General features: G+C 70.8%; 16 protein-coding genes. 9 read left to right on the top strand and 7 right to left on the bottom strand.

The window, feature by feature from the left end:
* The first annotated feature begins 73 nt into the window (after positions 1 to 73).
* Positions 74 to 2,713: an FHA domain-containing protein gene (locus ABT232_RS28360; protein ID WP_351844939.1), complete on the top strand. Its 2,640-nt coding sequence runs from the start codon at positions 74 to 76 to the stop codon at positions 2,711 to 2,713.
* Positions 2,714 to 2,810: 97 nt separating this feature from the next.
* Here the strand turns inward: ABT232_RS28360 and ABT232_RS28355 are convergent, their stop codons facing one another.
* The 3 genes from ABT232_RS28355 to ABT232_RS28345 form a co-directional block, all read right to left on the bottom strand.
* The gene (locus ABT232_RS28355) at positions 2,811 to 3,572 is read right to left on the bottom strand and encodes a transglycosylase SLT domain-containing protein (RefSeq protein WP_351844937.1); all 762 of its coding nucleotides are present in this window, start codon (positions 3,570 to 3,572) and stop codon (positions 2,811 to 2,813) included.
* A 237-nt stretch (positions 3,573 to 3,809) separates the two neighbouring features.
* Positions 3,810 to 4,970: an S-adenosylmethionine:tRNA ribosyltransferase-isomerase gene (locus ABT232_RS28350; RefSeq protein ID WP_351844935.1), complete on the bottom strand. Its 1,161-nt coding sequence runs from the start codon at positions 4,968 to 4,970 to the stop codon at positions 3,810 to 3,812.
* A complete protein-coding gene (locus tag ABT232_RS28345; protein ID WP_351844933.1) occupies positions 4,967 to 5,665 on the bottom strand; it encodes an SDR family NAD(P)-dependent oxidoreductase in 699 nt (232 codons plus the stop codon). Before ABT232_RS28345 ends, ABT232_RS28350 begins: the two co-directional genes overlap by 4 nt.
* A gap of 214 nt (positions 5,666 to 5,879) precedes the next feature.
* Between ABT232_RS28345 and ABT232_RS28340 the strand changes: the two genes are divergently transcribed.
* From ABT232_RS28340 to ABT232_RS28325, 4 genes are all read left to right on the top strand, one after another.
* On the top strand, positions 5,880 to 7,025 hold the full coding sequence (locus ABT232_RS28340; RefSeq protein WP_351844931.1) for a GAF domain-containing sensor histidine kinase: 1,146 nt from the start codon (positions 5,880 to 5,882) through the stop codon (positions 7,023 to 7,025).
* Positions 7,018 to 7,659 (top strand): response regulator, encoded by a 642-nt coding sequence (locus tag ABT232_RS28335; protein ID WP_351844929.1) that lies wholly within the window; start codon positions 7,018 to 7,020, stop codon positions 7,657 to 7,659. The genes ABT232_RS28340 and ABT232_RS28335 overlap by 8 nt, the downstream gene beginning before the upstream one ends.
* 157 nt (positions 7,660 to 7,816) lie before the next feature.
* Positions 7,817 to 8,062, top strand: coding sequence for a chaplin (locus ABT232_RS28330; protein WP_351844927.1), 246 nt, complete (start codon positions 7,817 to 7,819; stop codon positions 8,060 to 8,062).
* Between the two features lie 177 nt (positions 8,063 to 8,239).
* The gene (locus ABT232_RS28325; RefSeq protein ID WP_351844925.1) at positions 8,240 to 8,479 is read left to right on the top strand and encodes a chaplin; all 240 of its coding nucleotides are present in this window, start codon (positions 8,240 to 8,242) and stop codon (positions 8,477 to 8,479) included.
* Positions 8,480 to 8,595: 116 nt separating this feature from the next.
* Here ABT232_RS28325 and ABT232_RS28320 read toward each other — a convergent pair whose 3' ends face one another.
* On the bottom strand, positions 8,596 to 9,384 hold the full coding sequence (locus ABT232_RS28320; RefSeq protein ID WP_351844923.1) for an Rv1486c family protein: 789 nt from the start codon (positions 9,382 to 9,384) through the stop codon (positions 8,596 to 8,598).
* Between the two features lie 150 nt (positions 9,385 to 9,534).
* Between ABT232_RS28320 and ABT232_RS28315 the strand changes: the two genes are divergently transcribed.
* From ABT232_RS28315 to ABT232_RS28305, 3 genes are all read left to right on the top strand, one after another.
* Positions 9,535 to 10,332: an ABC transporter ATP-binding protein gene (locus ABT232_RS28315; protein WP_351844921.1), complete on the top strand. Its 798-nt coding sequence runs from the start codon at positions 9,535 to 9,537 to the stop codon at positions 10,330 to 10,332.
* Between the two features lie 86 nt (positions 10,333 to 10,418).
* Positions 10,419 to 10,850: an NfeD family protein gene (locus ABT232_RS28310; RefSeq protein WP_351844919.1), complete on the top strand. Its 432-nt coding sequence runs from the start codon at positions 10,419 to 10,421 to the stop codon at positions 10,848 to 10,850.
* Positions 10,851 to 10,981: 131 nt separating this feature from the next.
* Positions 10,982 to 11,938 carry an SPFH domain-containing protein gene (locus tag ABT232_RS28305; RefSeq protein ID WP_351844917.1) on the top strand — a complete coding sequence of 319 codons (957 nt, stop codon included), beginning with the start codon at positions 10,982 to 10,984 and terminating at the stop codon, positions 11,936 to 11,938.
* A gap of 114 nt (positions 11,939 to 12,052) precedes the next feature.
* On the opposite strand, the gene ABT232_RS28300 is transcribed toward ABT232_RS28305, so the two are convergent.
* The 3 genes from ABT232_RS28300 to ABT232_RS28290 all read right to left on the bottom strand — a co-directional run bounded on the left by ABT232_RS28300 (position 12,053) and on the right by ABT232_RS28290 (position 14,109).
* Positions 12,053 to 12,559, bottom strand: a complete 507-nt coding sequence (locus tag ABT232_RS28300; RefSeq protein WP_351844915.1) for an HNH endonuclease — start codon at positions 12,557 to 12,559, stop codon at positions 12,053 to 12,055.
* Positions 12,560 to 12,747: 188 nt separating this feature from the next.
* Positions 12,748 to 13,287, bottom strand: coding sequence for a YbhB/YbcL family Raf kinase inhibitor-like protein (locus tag ABT232_RS28295; protein ID WP_351844913.1), 540 nt, complete (start codon positions 13,285 to 13,287; stop codon positions 12,748 to 12,750).
* 39 nt (positions 13,288 to 13,326) lie between these two features.
* Entirely contained in the window at positions 13,327 to 14,109 is a 783-nt protein-coding gene (locus ABT232_RS28290; protein ID WP_351844911.1) for a sporulation protein, read from the bottom strand.
* Positions 14,110 to 14,202: 93 nt separating this feature from the next.
* Here ABT232_RS28290 and ABT232_RS28285 point away from each other — a divergent pair, with 93 nt between their 5' ends.
* Complete coding sequence (locus ABT232_RS28285; protein ID WP_351844909.1) at positions 14,203 to 14,844, top strand: DNA-3-methyladenine glycosylase; 642 nt, start codon at positions 14,203 to 14,205, stop codon at positions 14,842 to 14,844.
* Positions 14,845 to 15,241 lie beyond the last annotated feature (397 nt).

Genomic DNA, 15,241 nt, shown 5'->3' with positions numbered 1-15,241 from the left:
TCCCCCCGATGTTCGACATCCCTAGACTCCCTGCGACGGGGGTAACTCGGGGGACAACTCAGTGGGGCATGGAGTGCCGGAACTCGTACTGGAATCAAACGGACGGACCTGGACGCTCGATTCGTCCAGGTCCTACACACTCGGACGCGATCCTCAGGGAGACGTCGTGTTCGACGACGCCAGGGTCTCCTGGCGGCACGCCACGGTCAGCTTCAACGGCCGCAGTTGGGTCATCGAGGACCATGGCAGCACCAACGGCACCTTCGTGCAGGGCCAGCGGATCCAGCAGGTGGAGATCGGCCCCGGCTCGGCCGTCAACCTGGGCAACGCGACGGACGGACCGCGTGTGACGCTGTCCGGCGCCGCGACGGGCGCGACGCCGCAGGCCCAGCCGCAGCAGCAGCCGTACGCCGCCCAGGGCGCGGGCGCCGGCTGGGCGCAGCAGCCGCAGCAGGCCGCACACCCGCAGGCCGCACACCCGCAGGCCCCGCACCAGCAGCCCGCGCAGGCCCCGCACCAGCAGGTGCCGCATCAGCAGGCTCCGCACGCGGGCTGGCAGCAGCCGCAGGCGGCCGGGCAGGTCCCGCCGCAGCACGCCGGCGCGCAGATCCCGCCGCAGCAGGGCCCTGCGGAGGGCTACGCGCAGAAGGTCCCCGGCGGTGCCGCGGGGGCACCGCCGGTCTACGGCGACCGCAGCCCCACCACGTTCCACCAGTTCTCGCTCGGCCGTGTGATGCGCATCGGCCGTGCGCTGGAGAACGACCTGGTCGTCTCCGACCTCCAGGTCTCCCGCAACCACGCGGAGTTCCACGCGACGCCCGACGGCCGCATGGAGATCCGCGACCTCGGCTCGCACAACGGCACGTACGTCAACGGCCAGCCGATCGCCAAGGGCGGCTCCGCGCTGCTGGGCCCGACGGACATCGTGGGCGTCGGTCACTCGACGTTCCGGATCGTCGGCGACCGGCTGGAGGAGTTCGTCGACACCGGCGAGGTGTCCTTCTCGGCCCGCCACCTGACCGTCACGGTCGACGGCGGCAAGCAGATCCTCAAGGACGTCTCCTTCGGTGTCCCGGAGAAGTCGCTGATCGCGGTCATCGGCCCGTCCGGCTCCGGCAAGTCCACCCTGCTCAAGGCGCTGACCGGCTACCGGCCCGCCAACCAGGGCGAGGTGCTCTACGACAACCGGAACCTCTACAAGCAGTTCGCCGAGCTGCGTCAGCGCATCGGTCTGGTCCCGCAGGACGACATCCTGCACAAGGAGCTGACCGTCAAGAAGGCCCTCAAGTACGCGGCCAAGCTCCGCTTCCCCGCCGACACCACGGCGGCCGAGCGCGAGGCCCGGATCGACGAGGTGCTGCGCGAGCTGAAGCTCGACATCCATAAGGACAAGAAGGTCACCTCCCTCTCCGGCGGCCAGCGCAAGCGCGTCTCCGTCGCCCTGGAGCTGCTGACCAAGCCGTCGCTGATCTTCCTGGACGAGCCGACCTCCGGCCTCGACCCGGGCATGGACCGCGATGTCATGCAGCTGCTGCGCGGCCTCGCCGACGACGGCCGCACGGTCCTCGTGGTCACCCACTCGGTGGCCGAGCTGGCGCTGTGCGACAAGCTCCTGGTGATGGCGCCCGGCGGTTCCGTCGCCTACTTCGGCCCGCCCGAGGAGGCGCTGAACTTCTTCGGCTACGACACCTGGGCCGACGTCTTCTCCGCCTTCGAGAACTACCGCGACTACGACTGGGCGGGCCGCTGGAAGGGCTCGCAGCACTACCAGATGTACGCCGCGGACATCGACGCCGTCGCCCCGCAGTCCGTACAGATGCCGCCGATGCAGGCGATCAGGCCGCCGAAGCCGCAGGGCTGGATGTCGCAGTTCGTCACCCTGGTGCGCCGCTATGTCTCGGTGATCGTCTCCGACAAGGGCTTCCTGGCCCTGACGGTGATCCTGCCGCTCGTCCTCGGCTCGGTGAGCCTGCTCATCGACTCCGGCAAGGACCTGCTGGTCAACACGGAGATCAATCCGAACACCGGCAAGCCCATCGCCAACGGCACGGCCCTGACCGTCCTGCTGATCCTCGCGGTCGGCGCCTGCTTCGCCGGCGCCGCCAACTCCGTCCGTGAGCTGATCAAGGAACGGGTCATCTACGAGCGGGAGCGCGCCACCGGCCTGTCCCGCTCGGCGTACCTGATGTCCAAGGTGTTCGTGCTCGGCGTGATCACCATGCTCCAGGGCCTGATGGTCGGCGTCATCGGCTTCTCCAGCCGCACCATCCCGGACGAGGGCCTGATCTTCGGCAGCCAGATCCTCCTGGAGCTGTGCCTTCCGATCATGGCGCTGGGCTTCACCGCGATGATGTTCGGCCTGATCATCTCGGCCCTGGTGAAGACCGCCGAGAAGACCATGCCGCTGCTGGTCATGTTCGCGATCGTCCAGGTCGTCTTCACCGGCTGTCTGTTCCCCCTGGCCGGCTCGATCGGCGTCAACGAGTTCTCGTACCTGATGCCGTCGCGCTGGGCGGTGGCCGCCGCGGGCGCCACGCTGGACTTCAACAACATCAGCCCGCCCCCCAAGGGCGAGAGCGACGACCCGCTGTGGGCGCACTCGGTCGGCGCCTGGGGCATGGACATGGTCGCCCTGATCGTCCTCGGCGTGCTCTGCGGCTTCTTCGTGGCCCGCTTCCTGCGCCGCCACGAGCCCGAGGTCATGCGCAAGTAGTCCACCGGCACAGCGGCACGTCGTACGACGCCGAAGGGCGGCACCCCGTCAGGAGGGTGCCGCCCTTCGGCGCTTCGTGCCGAGGCCCGCGCCGGCCTCAGTACGCGCTGTTGACGTTGTCCATCGAGCCGTACCGGTCGGCCGCGTAGTTGCAGGCCGCGGTGATGTTGGCGACCGGGTCGTAGATGTTCCACGACGTGCCGGGTACGTGGTAGGCCTCGAAGGTCGGCGGGATGACCTGGAGCAGGCCCTTCGACGGGATGCCGTTGATGGCGTTGATGTCCCAGTCGTTGATGGCGTTCGGGTTGCCCGAGGACTCGCGCAGGATGTTGCGGTGGATGCCGCTGTAGGAGCCCGGGATGCCGTGCTTCTTCATGATGTCGAGCGACTCGCGGATCCAGCCGTCGAGGTTGTTCGCGTAGGACTTCGCCTCGGCGACCGACTTGGCGATCGAGCGCTGCTTGGCGCGGCTCGCGGCGGCCTTCGACGCCCGCTCCTCGGCGGCCTTCCGCGCCGCGGCCTTCTTGGCGGCGAGCTCGGCGGCCTTCTTCTTCGCCGCGGCCTCCGCCTTCTTCGCGGCGGCCTCGGCGGCGGCCCGGTGCTGCGCCTCGATGGCCTCGACCTTGAGGCTGGCCGCGGCGAGCTGGTCGGTGACGGTCGCCTTGACGTCCTTGACCTGCTCGGCACGGTAGGCCACGGGAGCCGCGGAACCGGCCTCGGCCGTGGTGGTCTTGGCACCGGCCGGGACGGCGGAGAGGGCGACGGCGGTGGCACCGAGGGCGGCGACACCGGCGATCGCGATCTTGTGCGTCCTGGTCAGCACGCGACTACGACCAGGCTTCTGGTGGTTCTGGGGCATGGCGAATGGACCTCTTCGAATAGCGCGGAGGTCGCTCACGTCCGGCGGGGGACACGGGTTCTTCCCGCACGAACGCCGCGGGGCGGAACCCGCGGCGCTGAGCGACGAGAGCCATTCTTAGCGGCCGCAAAATTGCCAGGCAAAGGTGTGACGTACGATGCCGGGTAGTGGATCACGTAGGGGCAAATCGGGACAGACTGGAGCATCTGTCCCGCTCATCCTGAGCCTCCCCGTCTCCTAAGCACTTTCGTACGTGACCTGCGCCCTATGCGCGGGCTCACACGTGCCCCGCCCGGGTCTCACCTGTAGTTGCGGAAGCAATGCTGAGAGTGAGGCGTCTTCGGCACCCTCCTCCGGAAGCAGGAGATGCACGTCCCCGAACTCGTGCCACAGGTACCCGCCACGCCTCGCCTCCTCGTACCCGCGGTCGACCGCCGCCCGCCCCGCCACCGCCCGCAGCATCAGCAGATGCGAGGCCTCCGGCTCGTGCAGCCCGGTCAGCAGCCCGTCCACCACCCGAACCCCCCGCTCCGGGGTGACCACCAGATCCGACCACCCCGCACGCGCGCGTACGACCCCGTCCGCCCCCACCGCCGACTCCACGGCCCGCACCGCCGTCGTCCCCACCGCGATCACCCGGCCGCCCCCCGCCCGCACCGCCTCGACCAGCCGCGCCGACGTCTCCGGCACCACGAACCGCTCCGGGTACGGCGGCTCGTGCGCCTCCGCCGACGCCACCCCCGTGTGCAGCGTCACCGGCGCGAACCCCACCCCCCGGCTCACCAGCTCCGCCACCGTCCGAGCGGTGAAGGGCCGCGCCGCGCTCGGCATCTCCGCACTCCCCTCACCGTCGGCCGACGGCAGCGCGAACACCGTCTGGTACACCGACAGCGGCTGATCGCGCTCGGTGTAGGAGTAACGGATGGGCCGCCCGTGCTCCCGCAGCACCGCGCGGACGTCCGCCCCGGCCGCCCGCGCCCACCACAACCGCCCGCTCGCCGCGCTCAGCGGCTCCTCCAGCACCAGCCGAAGCCCGCCTGCCAGCCGCACCCCGGCCCCCGCCGGCCCGACCGCACGCGCGCGCGTGGTCCCCGTCCCGTCCGGATCGCGCAGCTCCACCGCCCACCGGCCGTCGTCGCCGCGCGCCGAGAAATGCACCACCACGCGCGCGTGCCCGATCCGCCCGTCCGCCGCCGCGGCCAGCGTCGGCGAGGTGTTCACCACCAGCAGGTCCCCGGCCCGCAGCAGCCGCGGCAGCGCCGCGAAGGAGTGGTGCGACACCTCCGTCCCCCGCGACACCAGCAGCCGTACGGCGTCCCGGTCCAGCCCCGGCCCCCGCTGCTCGGCCGGCAACCGCGCCGACCGCTCTCCGGCCACCCGCACGGCCCCCCGCCTCATCGCGCACCCGCCGACAGCGCCCGCACCGCACGGCGACCGCTCGCCGGCCGCTCGTCCAGCAGCCGCAGAAACGCCGGAACGACCTGCTCCGGCGCCGGCCGCGGCCCGTCGTCGTCCGGTACGGCCGCCCGGTACAGATCGGTCGCCATGTCCCCGGGATCCACCGCCCACACCCGCAGCCCCGGCTCCTCCACCGCCAGCACCGCCGCGAGCCGGTCCAGGGCCGCCTTGGACGCCCCGTACCCGCCCCAGGCCGGGTAGGCCTCCGCCGCCGCGTCCGAGCTGACCGCGATCACCGCGCCCGCCGCCGAGGCCCGCAACAGTGGCAGCGCCTCCTGGACCAGGCCCAGCGCGGCCACCACGTTCACCTCCAGCGCCCGCCGCAGCCCGTCCAGGGCCAGCTCCTCCAGCCGCACCAGCGGCTCGGCACCCAGCGCGCTCGCGTTGTGCACCAGCAGGTCCACCCCGCCCAGCCGCCGGGCCGCCGCCACCAGCTCCGCGCGGTGCCCCGCGTCCACGACGTCCCCGGGCAGGGCCGCCACCCGCGTCCCGTGCCCGGCGAGCGCCGCCGCCGTCTCCTCCAGGGCCCCGGCGCTCCTGGCGTCCAGCACCAGGTCCCAGCCGCGCGCGGACAGCGCCCAGGCGAGCGCCCGCCCCAGTCCCTTGGAAGCCCCCGTGATGATCGCTACCGGCATGACCCGTGTCCCCTCGTCCTCGTGCGCCGCCCATCGGCGCGCCCACACCGTAGGAACGGGGCCGTCCGGACCGCCTCGGGCGCGGGCCGCAAACCGGTCGGTCCGTTCGTCCTACGCCGTCGCCCCCGGGACCTGCGGCCTAGGACCCGGGGACCAGGCGGCGGCCGTCACCGGTCGGATCCGCGCTGTCACACCCCGCCGGTAGCGTGGAGACATGAGTCAAGGCCCCCGGTCCGGCCTCGCCGCGGTGAGTTCCGCGCTGCTGGCCATGAGCAGGCACCTGGAGGTGCGCGACGTCCTCAAGACGATCGTCGCCTCCGCCCGCGAGCTGCTCGACGCGCAGTACGCCGCCCTCGGCGTCCCCGACGACCACGGCGGCTTCGCCCAGTTCGTCGTCGACGGCGTCAGCGAGGAGCAGTGGAAGGCCATCGGCCCGCTCCCGCGCCAGCACGGCATCCTCGCCTCGATGCTCCAGGAGGCCCGCGCCGAGCGCCTGTCCGACGTCCGCGAGGACCCCCGCTTCGAGGGCTGGCCCAGCGCCCACCCCGACCTCGCCGACTTCCTGGGCGTCCCCGTCCGCGACGGCGACGAGACCCTCGGCGCCCTGTTCCTGGCCAACAAGAACTGCCCCCGCACCGACGGCGGCTGCGGCTTCACCGAGGACGACGAGGAACTGCTGGCCATCCTCGCCCAGCACGCGGCCATCGCCCTGACCAACGCCCGGCTCTACGAACGCAGCCGCGAACTGACCATCGCCGAGGAACGCTCCCGCCTGGCCCACGAGCTGCACGACGCCGTCAGCCAGAAACTGTTCTCGCTGCGCCTGACCGCCCAGGCCGCCGCCGCCCTCGTCGACCGCGACCCGGCCCGCGCCAAGGGCGAGCTCCAGCAGGTCGCCGCGCTGGCCGCGGAGGCCGCCGACGAACTGCGCGCCGCCGTCGTCGAGCTGCGCCCCGCCGCGCTCGACGAGGACGGCCTGGTCGCCACCCTGCGCACCCAGATCCAGGTCCTCGACCGGGCCCACTCCGCGCGCGTGTCCTTCGACAGCTGCGGGGTGCGCGCCCTGCCCGCCAGCCAGGAGGAGGCCCTGCTCCGCGTCGCCCAGGAGGCCCTGCACAACGCCCTGCGGCACTCCGGCGGCACCCGCGTCGACGTGGCCCTGGAGAAGCGCGGCTCCGGCGCGGTGCTGCGCATCACGGACGACGGCAGCGGCTTCGACCCGCGCCAGGTGCGCCGCGCGGGACGCCATCTGGGCCTGGTCTCCATGCGGGACCGGGCGAGCGGCGTCGGCGGTCGGCTGACCGTGGAATCGGCGCCCGGAAAGGGCACCACGATCGAGATGGAGGTCCCCGGTGGCTGACGCAATCAAGGTGCTGCTCGTCGACGACCACCAGGTGGTCCGCCGGGGACTGCGCACCTTCCTGGAGGTGCAGGACGACATAGAGGTCGTGGGCGAGGCCGCCGACGGGGCCGAGGGCGTCGACCGCGCCGAGGAACTGCGGCCCGACGTCGTGCTGATGGACGTCAAGATGCCCGGCATGGACGGCGTGGCGGCGCTGCGCAGACTGCGCGAGCTGGACAATCCCGCGCGGGTGCTGATCGTCACCAGCTTCACCGAACAGCGCACGGTCGTCCCGGCCCTGCGCGCCGGCGCCGCCGGGTACGTCTACAAGGACGTCGACCCCGACGCGCTGGCCGGCGCCATCCGCTCGGTGCACGCCGGGCACATCCTGCTCCAGCCGGAGGTGGCGGGCGCGCTGCTCTCCCAGGAGGAGTCGAACTCCGGTCAGGGCAGAGCCGGTTCACTGACCGAGCGGGAGCGCGAGGTGCTGAGCCTGATCGCCGACGGCCGCTCCAACCGGGAGATCGCCCGCGCGCTGGTCCTCTCCGAGAAGACCGTCAAGACGCACGTCTCGAACATCCTGATGAAACTCGACCTGGCCGACCGCACCCAGGCCGCCCTGTGGGCCGTACGTCATGGTGTGACCGGCTGACAAACATGCGGTACGGCAATACGGAGGATTCCGCTCCGGACCGAGATTCATACCGTCGTGGGAATGTCCCCCGAATGGCGCATCCTTCCCGGGCCCCCGGCGTTCTCCAGTGCGTGCTGCGGCGACTGCCGCGGCAATCGCTAGAGAAGGCTGAGAAGTGATGAACCTGAAGAAGGCAGCGGCTGTGACGATGGTGGCCGGTGGTCTGGTGGCCGCCGGTGCGGGCATGGCCTCCGCCACCGAGGGCTCGCTGGCGACCGGCAAGGCCGAGCACTCGCCCGGCGTCATCTCGGGCAACCTGGTCCAGGCCCCGGTGCACGTCCCGGTGAACGCGGTCGGCAACAGCGTGAACGTCATCGGTGTGCTGAACCCCGCCTTCGGCAACCTGGGCCTCAACCACTGAGTCGCCGTTCCGCCGGCAGCCGCCGCGACGGCCTTCGTCGGCTGATGATGTTGTCGTTCCAATGATCCGTACGGGCTCATGCGTCCCATCTCCCGTGCCGTCGCGGATCACCTCCGCGTTGATCAGCGCACGACCCGCGGCCGGGTCGGTTACGCAAACGCAGGAGGAACGCTTTTCATGAACATCGCCAAGAAGGCTGCCGTGGCCGTCGCTGTCGCCGGTGCCGCAGCTGGCGCGTCCGCCGGTGTCGCTGTCGCCGACTCGGGTGCCGCCGGCGCGGCCGTGAAGTCGCCGGGCGTCATCTCGGGCAACCTGGTCCAGGTTCCGGTGCACGTCCCGGTGAACGCGGTCGGCAACAGCGTGAACGTCATCGGCCTGCTGAACCCGGCGTTCGGCAACCAGGGCGTCAACGACTGACACCCCGGGCACGGCTCAAGGGCCCCCGAGTCAAGGGCGACTCGGGGGCCCTTCGCCGTCTCACGACCGTACCCCTTCGCCGTCTCACGGCCGGACCGGCGCGAGAAGGACCGCGCTCACCGCACCCCGCGCTCCCGCTCCTCCACCACGGCGTTGTACGCCGCCACCTGCGCCCGCCGAGCCGTCCGCTCCACCGGCCGCAACGCCTGTGCCCGAGCCGCCATCTCCCCGGCGCTCACCGCACCCCCGTGCCCGTTCTCGTACGCCACCGAGATCAGCGTCCCGATCCGCTGCGCCAGCTCCAGCACCCGCACCGCCCGCGGCGGGTAACCCGGAGCCAGCACCTCCCGACCTCGCTCGGCCCGCGCCCGGTAGGCGTCGATCGCCGCCTCCGCGACCGGACCCGACGCGGCCACGTCCAGCCGGGTCAGCACCTCGGTCGCGTCCCGCAGGGCCTCCGCCAGCTCCCGCTCCGCCTCCCCGAGCGAGGGCACATCGGCCGGCGGCGCCTCCCGCACCGGCAGGCAGTGCCAGACGACCTCGACATGCACATCGCCCCTCGGCCCGGCCTCGGACACCTCCGGCACCAGACCCAGCGCGGCACCGTGACAGATCACCGCCTCCTCGGCCTCCAGCGCCCGCGCGTTGAACTCGGGCGGACCGCTCAGCCCCAGCGGATGCCCCGGCGCCGGCAGCGCGATCCGCAGACCGCCCACCCCGAGCGCCCGCAGCCGACCGAGCGCGAGCGTGAGCCCGACGGGCCCCGACTCGCCGGGCAGCCCCGCCACCCGGTGCACGGCGTCCTCGCCGACGATGGCGATCACGGCGTCATCCGGAGAGACAAGTCCGGCAAGAAGTGCATTTCCCCAAGCGGCGAGGCGTCCTGAGCGCGGTTCCGAGAGCATGCCCCCAGCCTAAGGACCGGACCGATGGAATGTCCGGGCCGACCGGTGGCGTAGATTTCTAGAGGGCTGCGCCCACCGGCGCGACCGACCGAGCCACAGGCGTACGCGACAGCCGAGACCGGCCACACTGCAAGGGGAGACAACGCGCTCATGAGCGATGTTCTGGAGCTTCAGGACGTATCCGTGGTCCGCGAGGGCCGGGCTCTGGTGGACCAGGTCTCCTGGTCGGTCAAGGAGGGCGAGCGCTGGGTGATCCTCGGCCCCAACGGCGCCGGCAAGACCACCCTCCTCAACGTCGCCTCCAGCTACCTCTACCCCAGCACGGGCACCGCCACCATCCTCGGCGAGACCCTCGGCAAGCCCGGCACCGACGTGTTCGAGCTGCGCCCCCGCATCGGCATGGCCGGCATCGCCATGGCCGACAAGCTCCCCAAGCGCCAGACCGTCCTGCAGACCGTGCTGACGGCCGCCTACGGCATGACCGCCGCCTGGCAGGAGGAGTACGAGGACGTCGACGAACAGCGCGCCCGCGCCTTCCTCGACCGCCTCGGCATGTCCGAGTACCTGGACCGCAGGTTCGGCACCCTCTCCGAGGGCGAGCGCAAGCGCACCCTGATCGCCCGCGCCCTGATGACCGACCCCGAGCTGCTCCTGCTCGACGAGCCCGCCGCGGGCCTCGACCTCGGCGGCCGCGAGGACCTGGTCCGCCGCCTCGGCCGCCTCGCCCGCGACCCCATCGCCCCCTCGATGATCATGGTCACCCACCATGTCGAGGAGATCGCCCCCGGCTTCACCCACGTCCTCATGATCCGCCAGGGCAAGGTCCTCGCCGCGGGCCCGCTGGAGCTCGAACTCACCTCCCGCAACCTCTCCCTCTGCTTCGGCCTCCCGCTCCTCGTCGAGCAGGTCGGCGACCGCTGGACCGCGCAGGGCCTGCCGCTCGGCTGACCCGCCCCAACCCCCTCGCCGACAGGCCGTGTTCCCTCCGGTTCGCGCCCTGTCGGCAGCGGGACCCGCGGACCTACCATGACGGTGTGAACGACATCGACGCATGGGTGTGGTGGCTCGTCGGCGCGGTCGCGCTCGGAATCCCGCTCGTGGTGACCGCGATGCCGGAACTCGGCATGCTCGCCGTGGGCGCGGTCGCGGGCGCCGTGGCCGCCGCCCTCGGCGGTGACATCGTGGTCCAGGTACTCGTCTTCGTGGCCGTCTCCGTCGCCCTGCTGGCCGTCGTACGCCCCATCGCGAGCCGGCACCGCTCCGGGCGGCCCCAACTCCTGTCCGGCATCGAGGCGTTGAAGGGCAGACAGGCCGTCGTCCTGGAACGCGTCGACGCCTCCGGCGGACGCATCAAACTCGCCGGCGAGGTCTGGTCGGCACGCGCCCTCGACACCGACCGCGTCTACGACGTGGGCCGGCAAGTGGACGTGGTGGACATCGAAGGCGCCACGGCGATCGTCATGTGACCTCGTACGACGCAACTGGACCGAACAGCAGACGAGTTGCGCGGCGGTCTGCGAGACTCGACCAGCAAGATCTTCAAAACCATAAGATCTTCCAAGAGCGCCGAGGCGGAGAAGGGTACGGGGAAGCGACGATGGAACCGATCATCATCGTCTTGATCATCCTGGTGGTGTTGGTCTTCATCGCCCTGATCAAGACGATCCAAGTCATCCCACAGGCCAGCGCGGCCATCGTCGAGCGATTCGGCCGCTACACACGGACCCTCAACGCGGGCCTGAACATCGTCGTCCCGTTCATCGACACCATCCGCAACCGCATCGACCTGCGCGAACAGGTCGTGCCGTTCCCGCCGCAGCCGGTGATCACCCAGGACAACCTGGTCGTCAACATCGACACCGTCATCTACTACCAGGTCACCGACGCCCGCGCCGCCACCTACGAGGTCGCCAGCTACATCCAGGCGATCGAGCAGCTCACCGTCACCACGCTCCGCAACATCATCGGCGGCATGGACCTGGAGCGCACCCTGACCTCCCGCGAGGAGATCAACGCAGCCCTGCGCGGCGTCCTCGACGAGGCCACCGGCAAGTGGGGCATCCGCGTCAACCGCGTCGAACTCAAGGCCATCGAGCCGCCCACCTCCATCCAGGACTCGATGGAGAAGCAGATGCGCGCCGACCGCGACAAGCGCGCCGCCATCCTCCAGGCCGAAGGTGTCCGCCAGTCCGAGATCCTTCGCGCCGAGGGCGAGAAGCAGTCCCAGATCCTGCGCGCCGAAGGTGAGGCCAAGGCCGCCGCCCTGCGCGCCGAGGGCGAGGCCCAGGCCGTCCGCACGGTCTTCGAGGCGATCCACGCCGGCGACCCCGACCAGAAGCTGCTGTCCTACCAGTACCTCCAGATGCTCCCGAAGATCGCCGAAGGCGACGCCAACAAGCTCTGGATCGTCCCCAGCGAGATCGGCGACGCCCTCAAGGGCCTCTCCGGCGCCTTCGGCAACTTCAACGGCTCCGGCGGCACCGGCGGCGGCCCCGGCACCCCCACCATCGGCCCCCAGGCGACGGAACGCCGCGAGAAGCCGACCATCGACTGACACCCGCCGCGCGACAGACGGTTTCCCGCACCCACCCTCCCGGGCGCGGGGAACCGCTCGAAGAACCACGAACGCCCCGCGGCGACCGGCCGACAGCCCGCCCTACGGCCTGCCTCAGGCGGCCGACCGAGCCAGCCACTCCGGCAGCGCCTCGAACTCCTCCTGGGCCAGCGCCAGCAGCATCGCATCCGCCGGAGTCGGCTCGAACGGCTCCCAGAGCAACGGCATCCCCGCCTGCTCCGGAGTCCGGTCCGCCTTCCGGTGATTGTCCTCGGCGCACGAGGCGACCGTGTTCAGCCAGGTGTCGCCACCACCCCGCGACCGCGGCACCACGTGGTCCACGGTCGTCGCCCGCCGCCCGCAGTACGCGCACCGGTGCCTGTCCCGCACCAGCACACCCCGCCTCGACCACGGAGCTTGTCTTCGGAACGGCACCCGTACGTACCGGCACAGCCGGATCACCCGCGGCGCCGGTATGTCCACCGCGGCTGCCCGCAGCCGGAGTTCGGGGTGGGCCTGCTCGACGACGGCCTTGTCCTGCAGCACCAGCACGACGGCTCGGTTCAGCGTCACCGTCGACAACGGCTCGAAGCTCGCGTTCAGTACCAGCGTGTCCCGCATACCAGCCCACCTCCCGTGCGCACCGGCCCACCCCTTGGCGGGCTGGGATCAACTCTGGCCGGGCACGCCGAGATGGACAACGCAATATCCGCTGCTCCCGCGGGGGGTGACCCCCGCGACCCCCGGCAACAAAAATGCCCGCCCCTGATCGCTTCCAAGCGCAGGGGCGGGCAAACCTTCCGTGAACGTCAGGCTTCGGCGGGCACCTCGTACTCACCGATCAGCTGGGCACGGGCCAGCGTGTGGAACCGCAGGTTGAAGCCCACCACGGCGGGACTGGCGTCCGAGTCGGGACCGAGCTTCTCCTGGTCCACCGCGTACACGGTGAACACGTACCGGTGCGGGCCGTCCCCGGGCGGCGGAGCGGCGCCGCCGAAGTCCTTCGTCCCGTAGTCGTTCCGCGCCTGCACCGCGCCCTCCGGCAGCCCTTCGAACTCGCCGCTGCCCGCACCGAACGGCAGCTCGGTGACCGACGCCGGGATGTCGAACACGACCCAGTGCCAGAACCCGCTGCCCGTCGGGGCGTCCGGGTCGTAGCAGGTCACGGCGAAGCTCTTGGTCTCGGACGGGAAGCCCTCCCACCGCAGCTGCGGCGAGGTGTTGCCGGCCGCCTGGACCTGAGCGTCCTTGAGCGTTCCGCCCTCCTCTACGTCCTCACTCGTGACCGTGAAGGACGGCACGGGCGGATGGAAGTCGTGGGGGAGAGGCCGCCGCTTGAGCTCGGTCACCTCAGTACCTCCTGATCGGTTGGTCCGTGGCCACCGAGCCTAGAACCAGTTGCGCTTGCTGCCGACCTCGGACAGCCACTGGTTGAGGTACGCGGTCCAGTCGGTGCTCTGATAGTCGTTGAGCCCCACCTGGAACGACCGGAAGGTGTCGCTGCTCTCGCTGAACAGGCCCGGCTTCTTGTCCATCTCCAGCACGACGTCCATCGCGTTCTGGTCCGCGACGAAGCTCAGCTCGACCTGGTTCAGCCCGCGGTACTGCTGCGGCGGCAGGAACTCGATCTCCTGGTAGAACGGCAGCTTCTGCCGGGTGCCGCGGATGTGACCGCGCTCCATGTCCGCGCTCTTGAAGCGGAAGCCCAGCTGGATGAAGGCGTCCAGGATCGCCTTCTGCGCCGGCAGCGGGTGCACGTTGATCGGGTCCAGGTCACCGGAGTCCACCGCCCGCGCGATCTCCAGCTCGGTCGTCACACCGATGTGCATGCCCCGCAGCGCCTGCCCGTCGATCGTGGTGACCGGCGTCTCCCACGGGATGTCCAGCGTGAACGGCACCGCGTGCACCGCGTTCGCCGCGAGCTCGAAGGCACCCCCGAGCCGCACCTTGGAGAACTCGATGTCCTGCTGGTACTCGGTGTCCTGGCCCTCGACCTCGACCTTGGCCTGGAGACCGACCGACAGCGCCTCGATCTGCTGGTTCACGGACCCGCCCTGGATCCGCACCTCACCCTGGACGACCCCGCCCGGCACCACGTTGACCTCGGTCAGCACCGTCTCGACGGATGCCCCACCGGCACCCAGGCTCGCGAGCAGCTTCTTGAACGGCATGACTCTCCCTTAAGCGAGTGGACCCTTGATCCCTACAAACGCGATCCGGCCGCAGCCGGTTCCGCGCCGCCTCCTGCACTACCCTCGGACGGCATGATCGCGACCCCCGACCGTACGCCCCTCCCCAGGAAGTTCTTCGACCGGCCCGTTCTGGAAGTCGCCCCCGACCTCCTCGGCCGCATCCTCGTACGCACCACCCCGGACGGTCCGATCGCCCTCCGCCTGACCGAGGTCGAGGCCTACGACGGCCAGAACGATCCGGGTTCCCACGCCTACCGAGGCCGCACCCCCCGAAACGCCGTGATGTTCGGCCGCCCCGGCCACGTGTACGTCTACTTCACCTACGGCATGTGGCACTGCATGAACCTGGTGTGCGGCCCTGAAGGCACCGCGAGCGCGGTCCTGCTGCGCGCCGGCGAGATCATCGAAGGGGCGGAGCTGGCGCGCAAACGTCGACTCTCGGCCCGAAACGACAAGGAACTGGCCAAAGGGCCGGCCCGCCTGGCCACGGCCCTCGGTGTGGACCGGGCACAGGACGGCACGGACGCCTGCACCTCCGGCGACACCGACCTCCGCGTCCTGACCGGCACCCCTGTCTCCTCCCACCAGGTACGCAACGGTCCGCGCACGGGAGTCTCCGGTGAGGGCGGTGTCCACCCCTGGCGCTTCTGGGTCGCGGACGACCCCACGGTGAGCCCCTACCGGGCCCATGTGCCACGCCGCCGACGAACTTGACTCTGCCTCCCGGGGTCCGTAATGTAGCCCGAGCCGCTGAACCGGGTACTGCCTTCGACAGCAGCCGGAAGCGGCCAAACCACTACCTACGACATCCCCTCGGCGGGGGTGAATTCGTCGTGTCCGCACGTCCGAATTCAGAACCCCGGAGCTCGATTATGAGACGGCGAGGGAATCGGCTAACGTAGTGAATGTCGAAAGGCCGACAGGCGAAAGCCGAGAAGCCCAAGACACCCCCTCCGACAGGGAATCGGAAGCCGAAAGGATCTGATAAAGTCGGAACCGCCAGAAAGGGAAACGCGGAAGCGAGAACCTGGAAAGCACCGAGGAAATCGGATCGGAAAGATCTGATAGAGTCGGAAACGCAAGACCGAAGGGAAAAGCCCGGAGGAAAGCC

Origin of the sequence: Streptomyces sp. NPDC001532 (genome assembly GCF_040298625.1) — a bacterium.
Taxonomy (GTDB): Bacteria; Actinomycetota; Actinomycetes; order Streptomycetales; family Streptomycetaceae; genus Streptomyces.
This window is presented reverse-complemented; position numbering and strand designations above follow the sequence as displayed.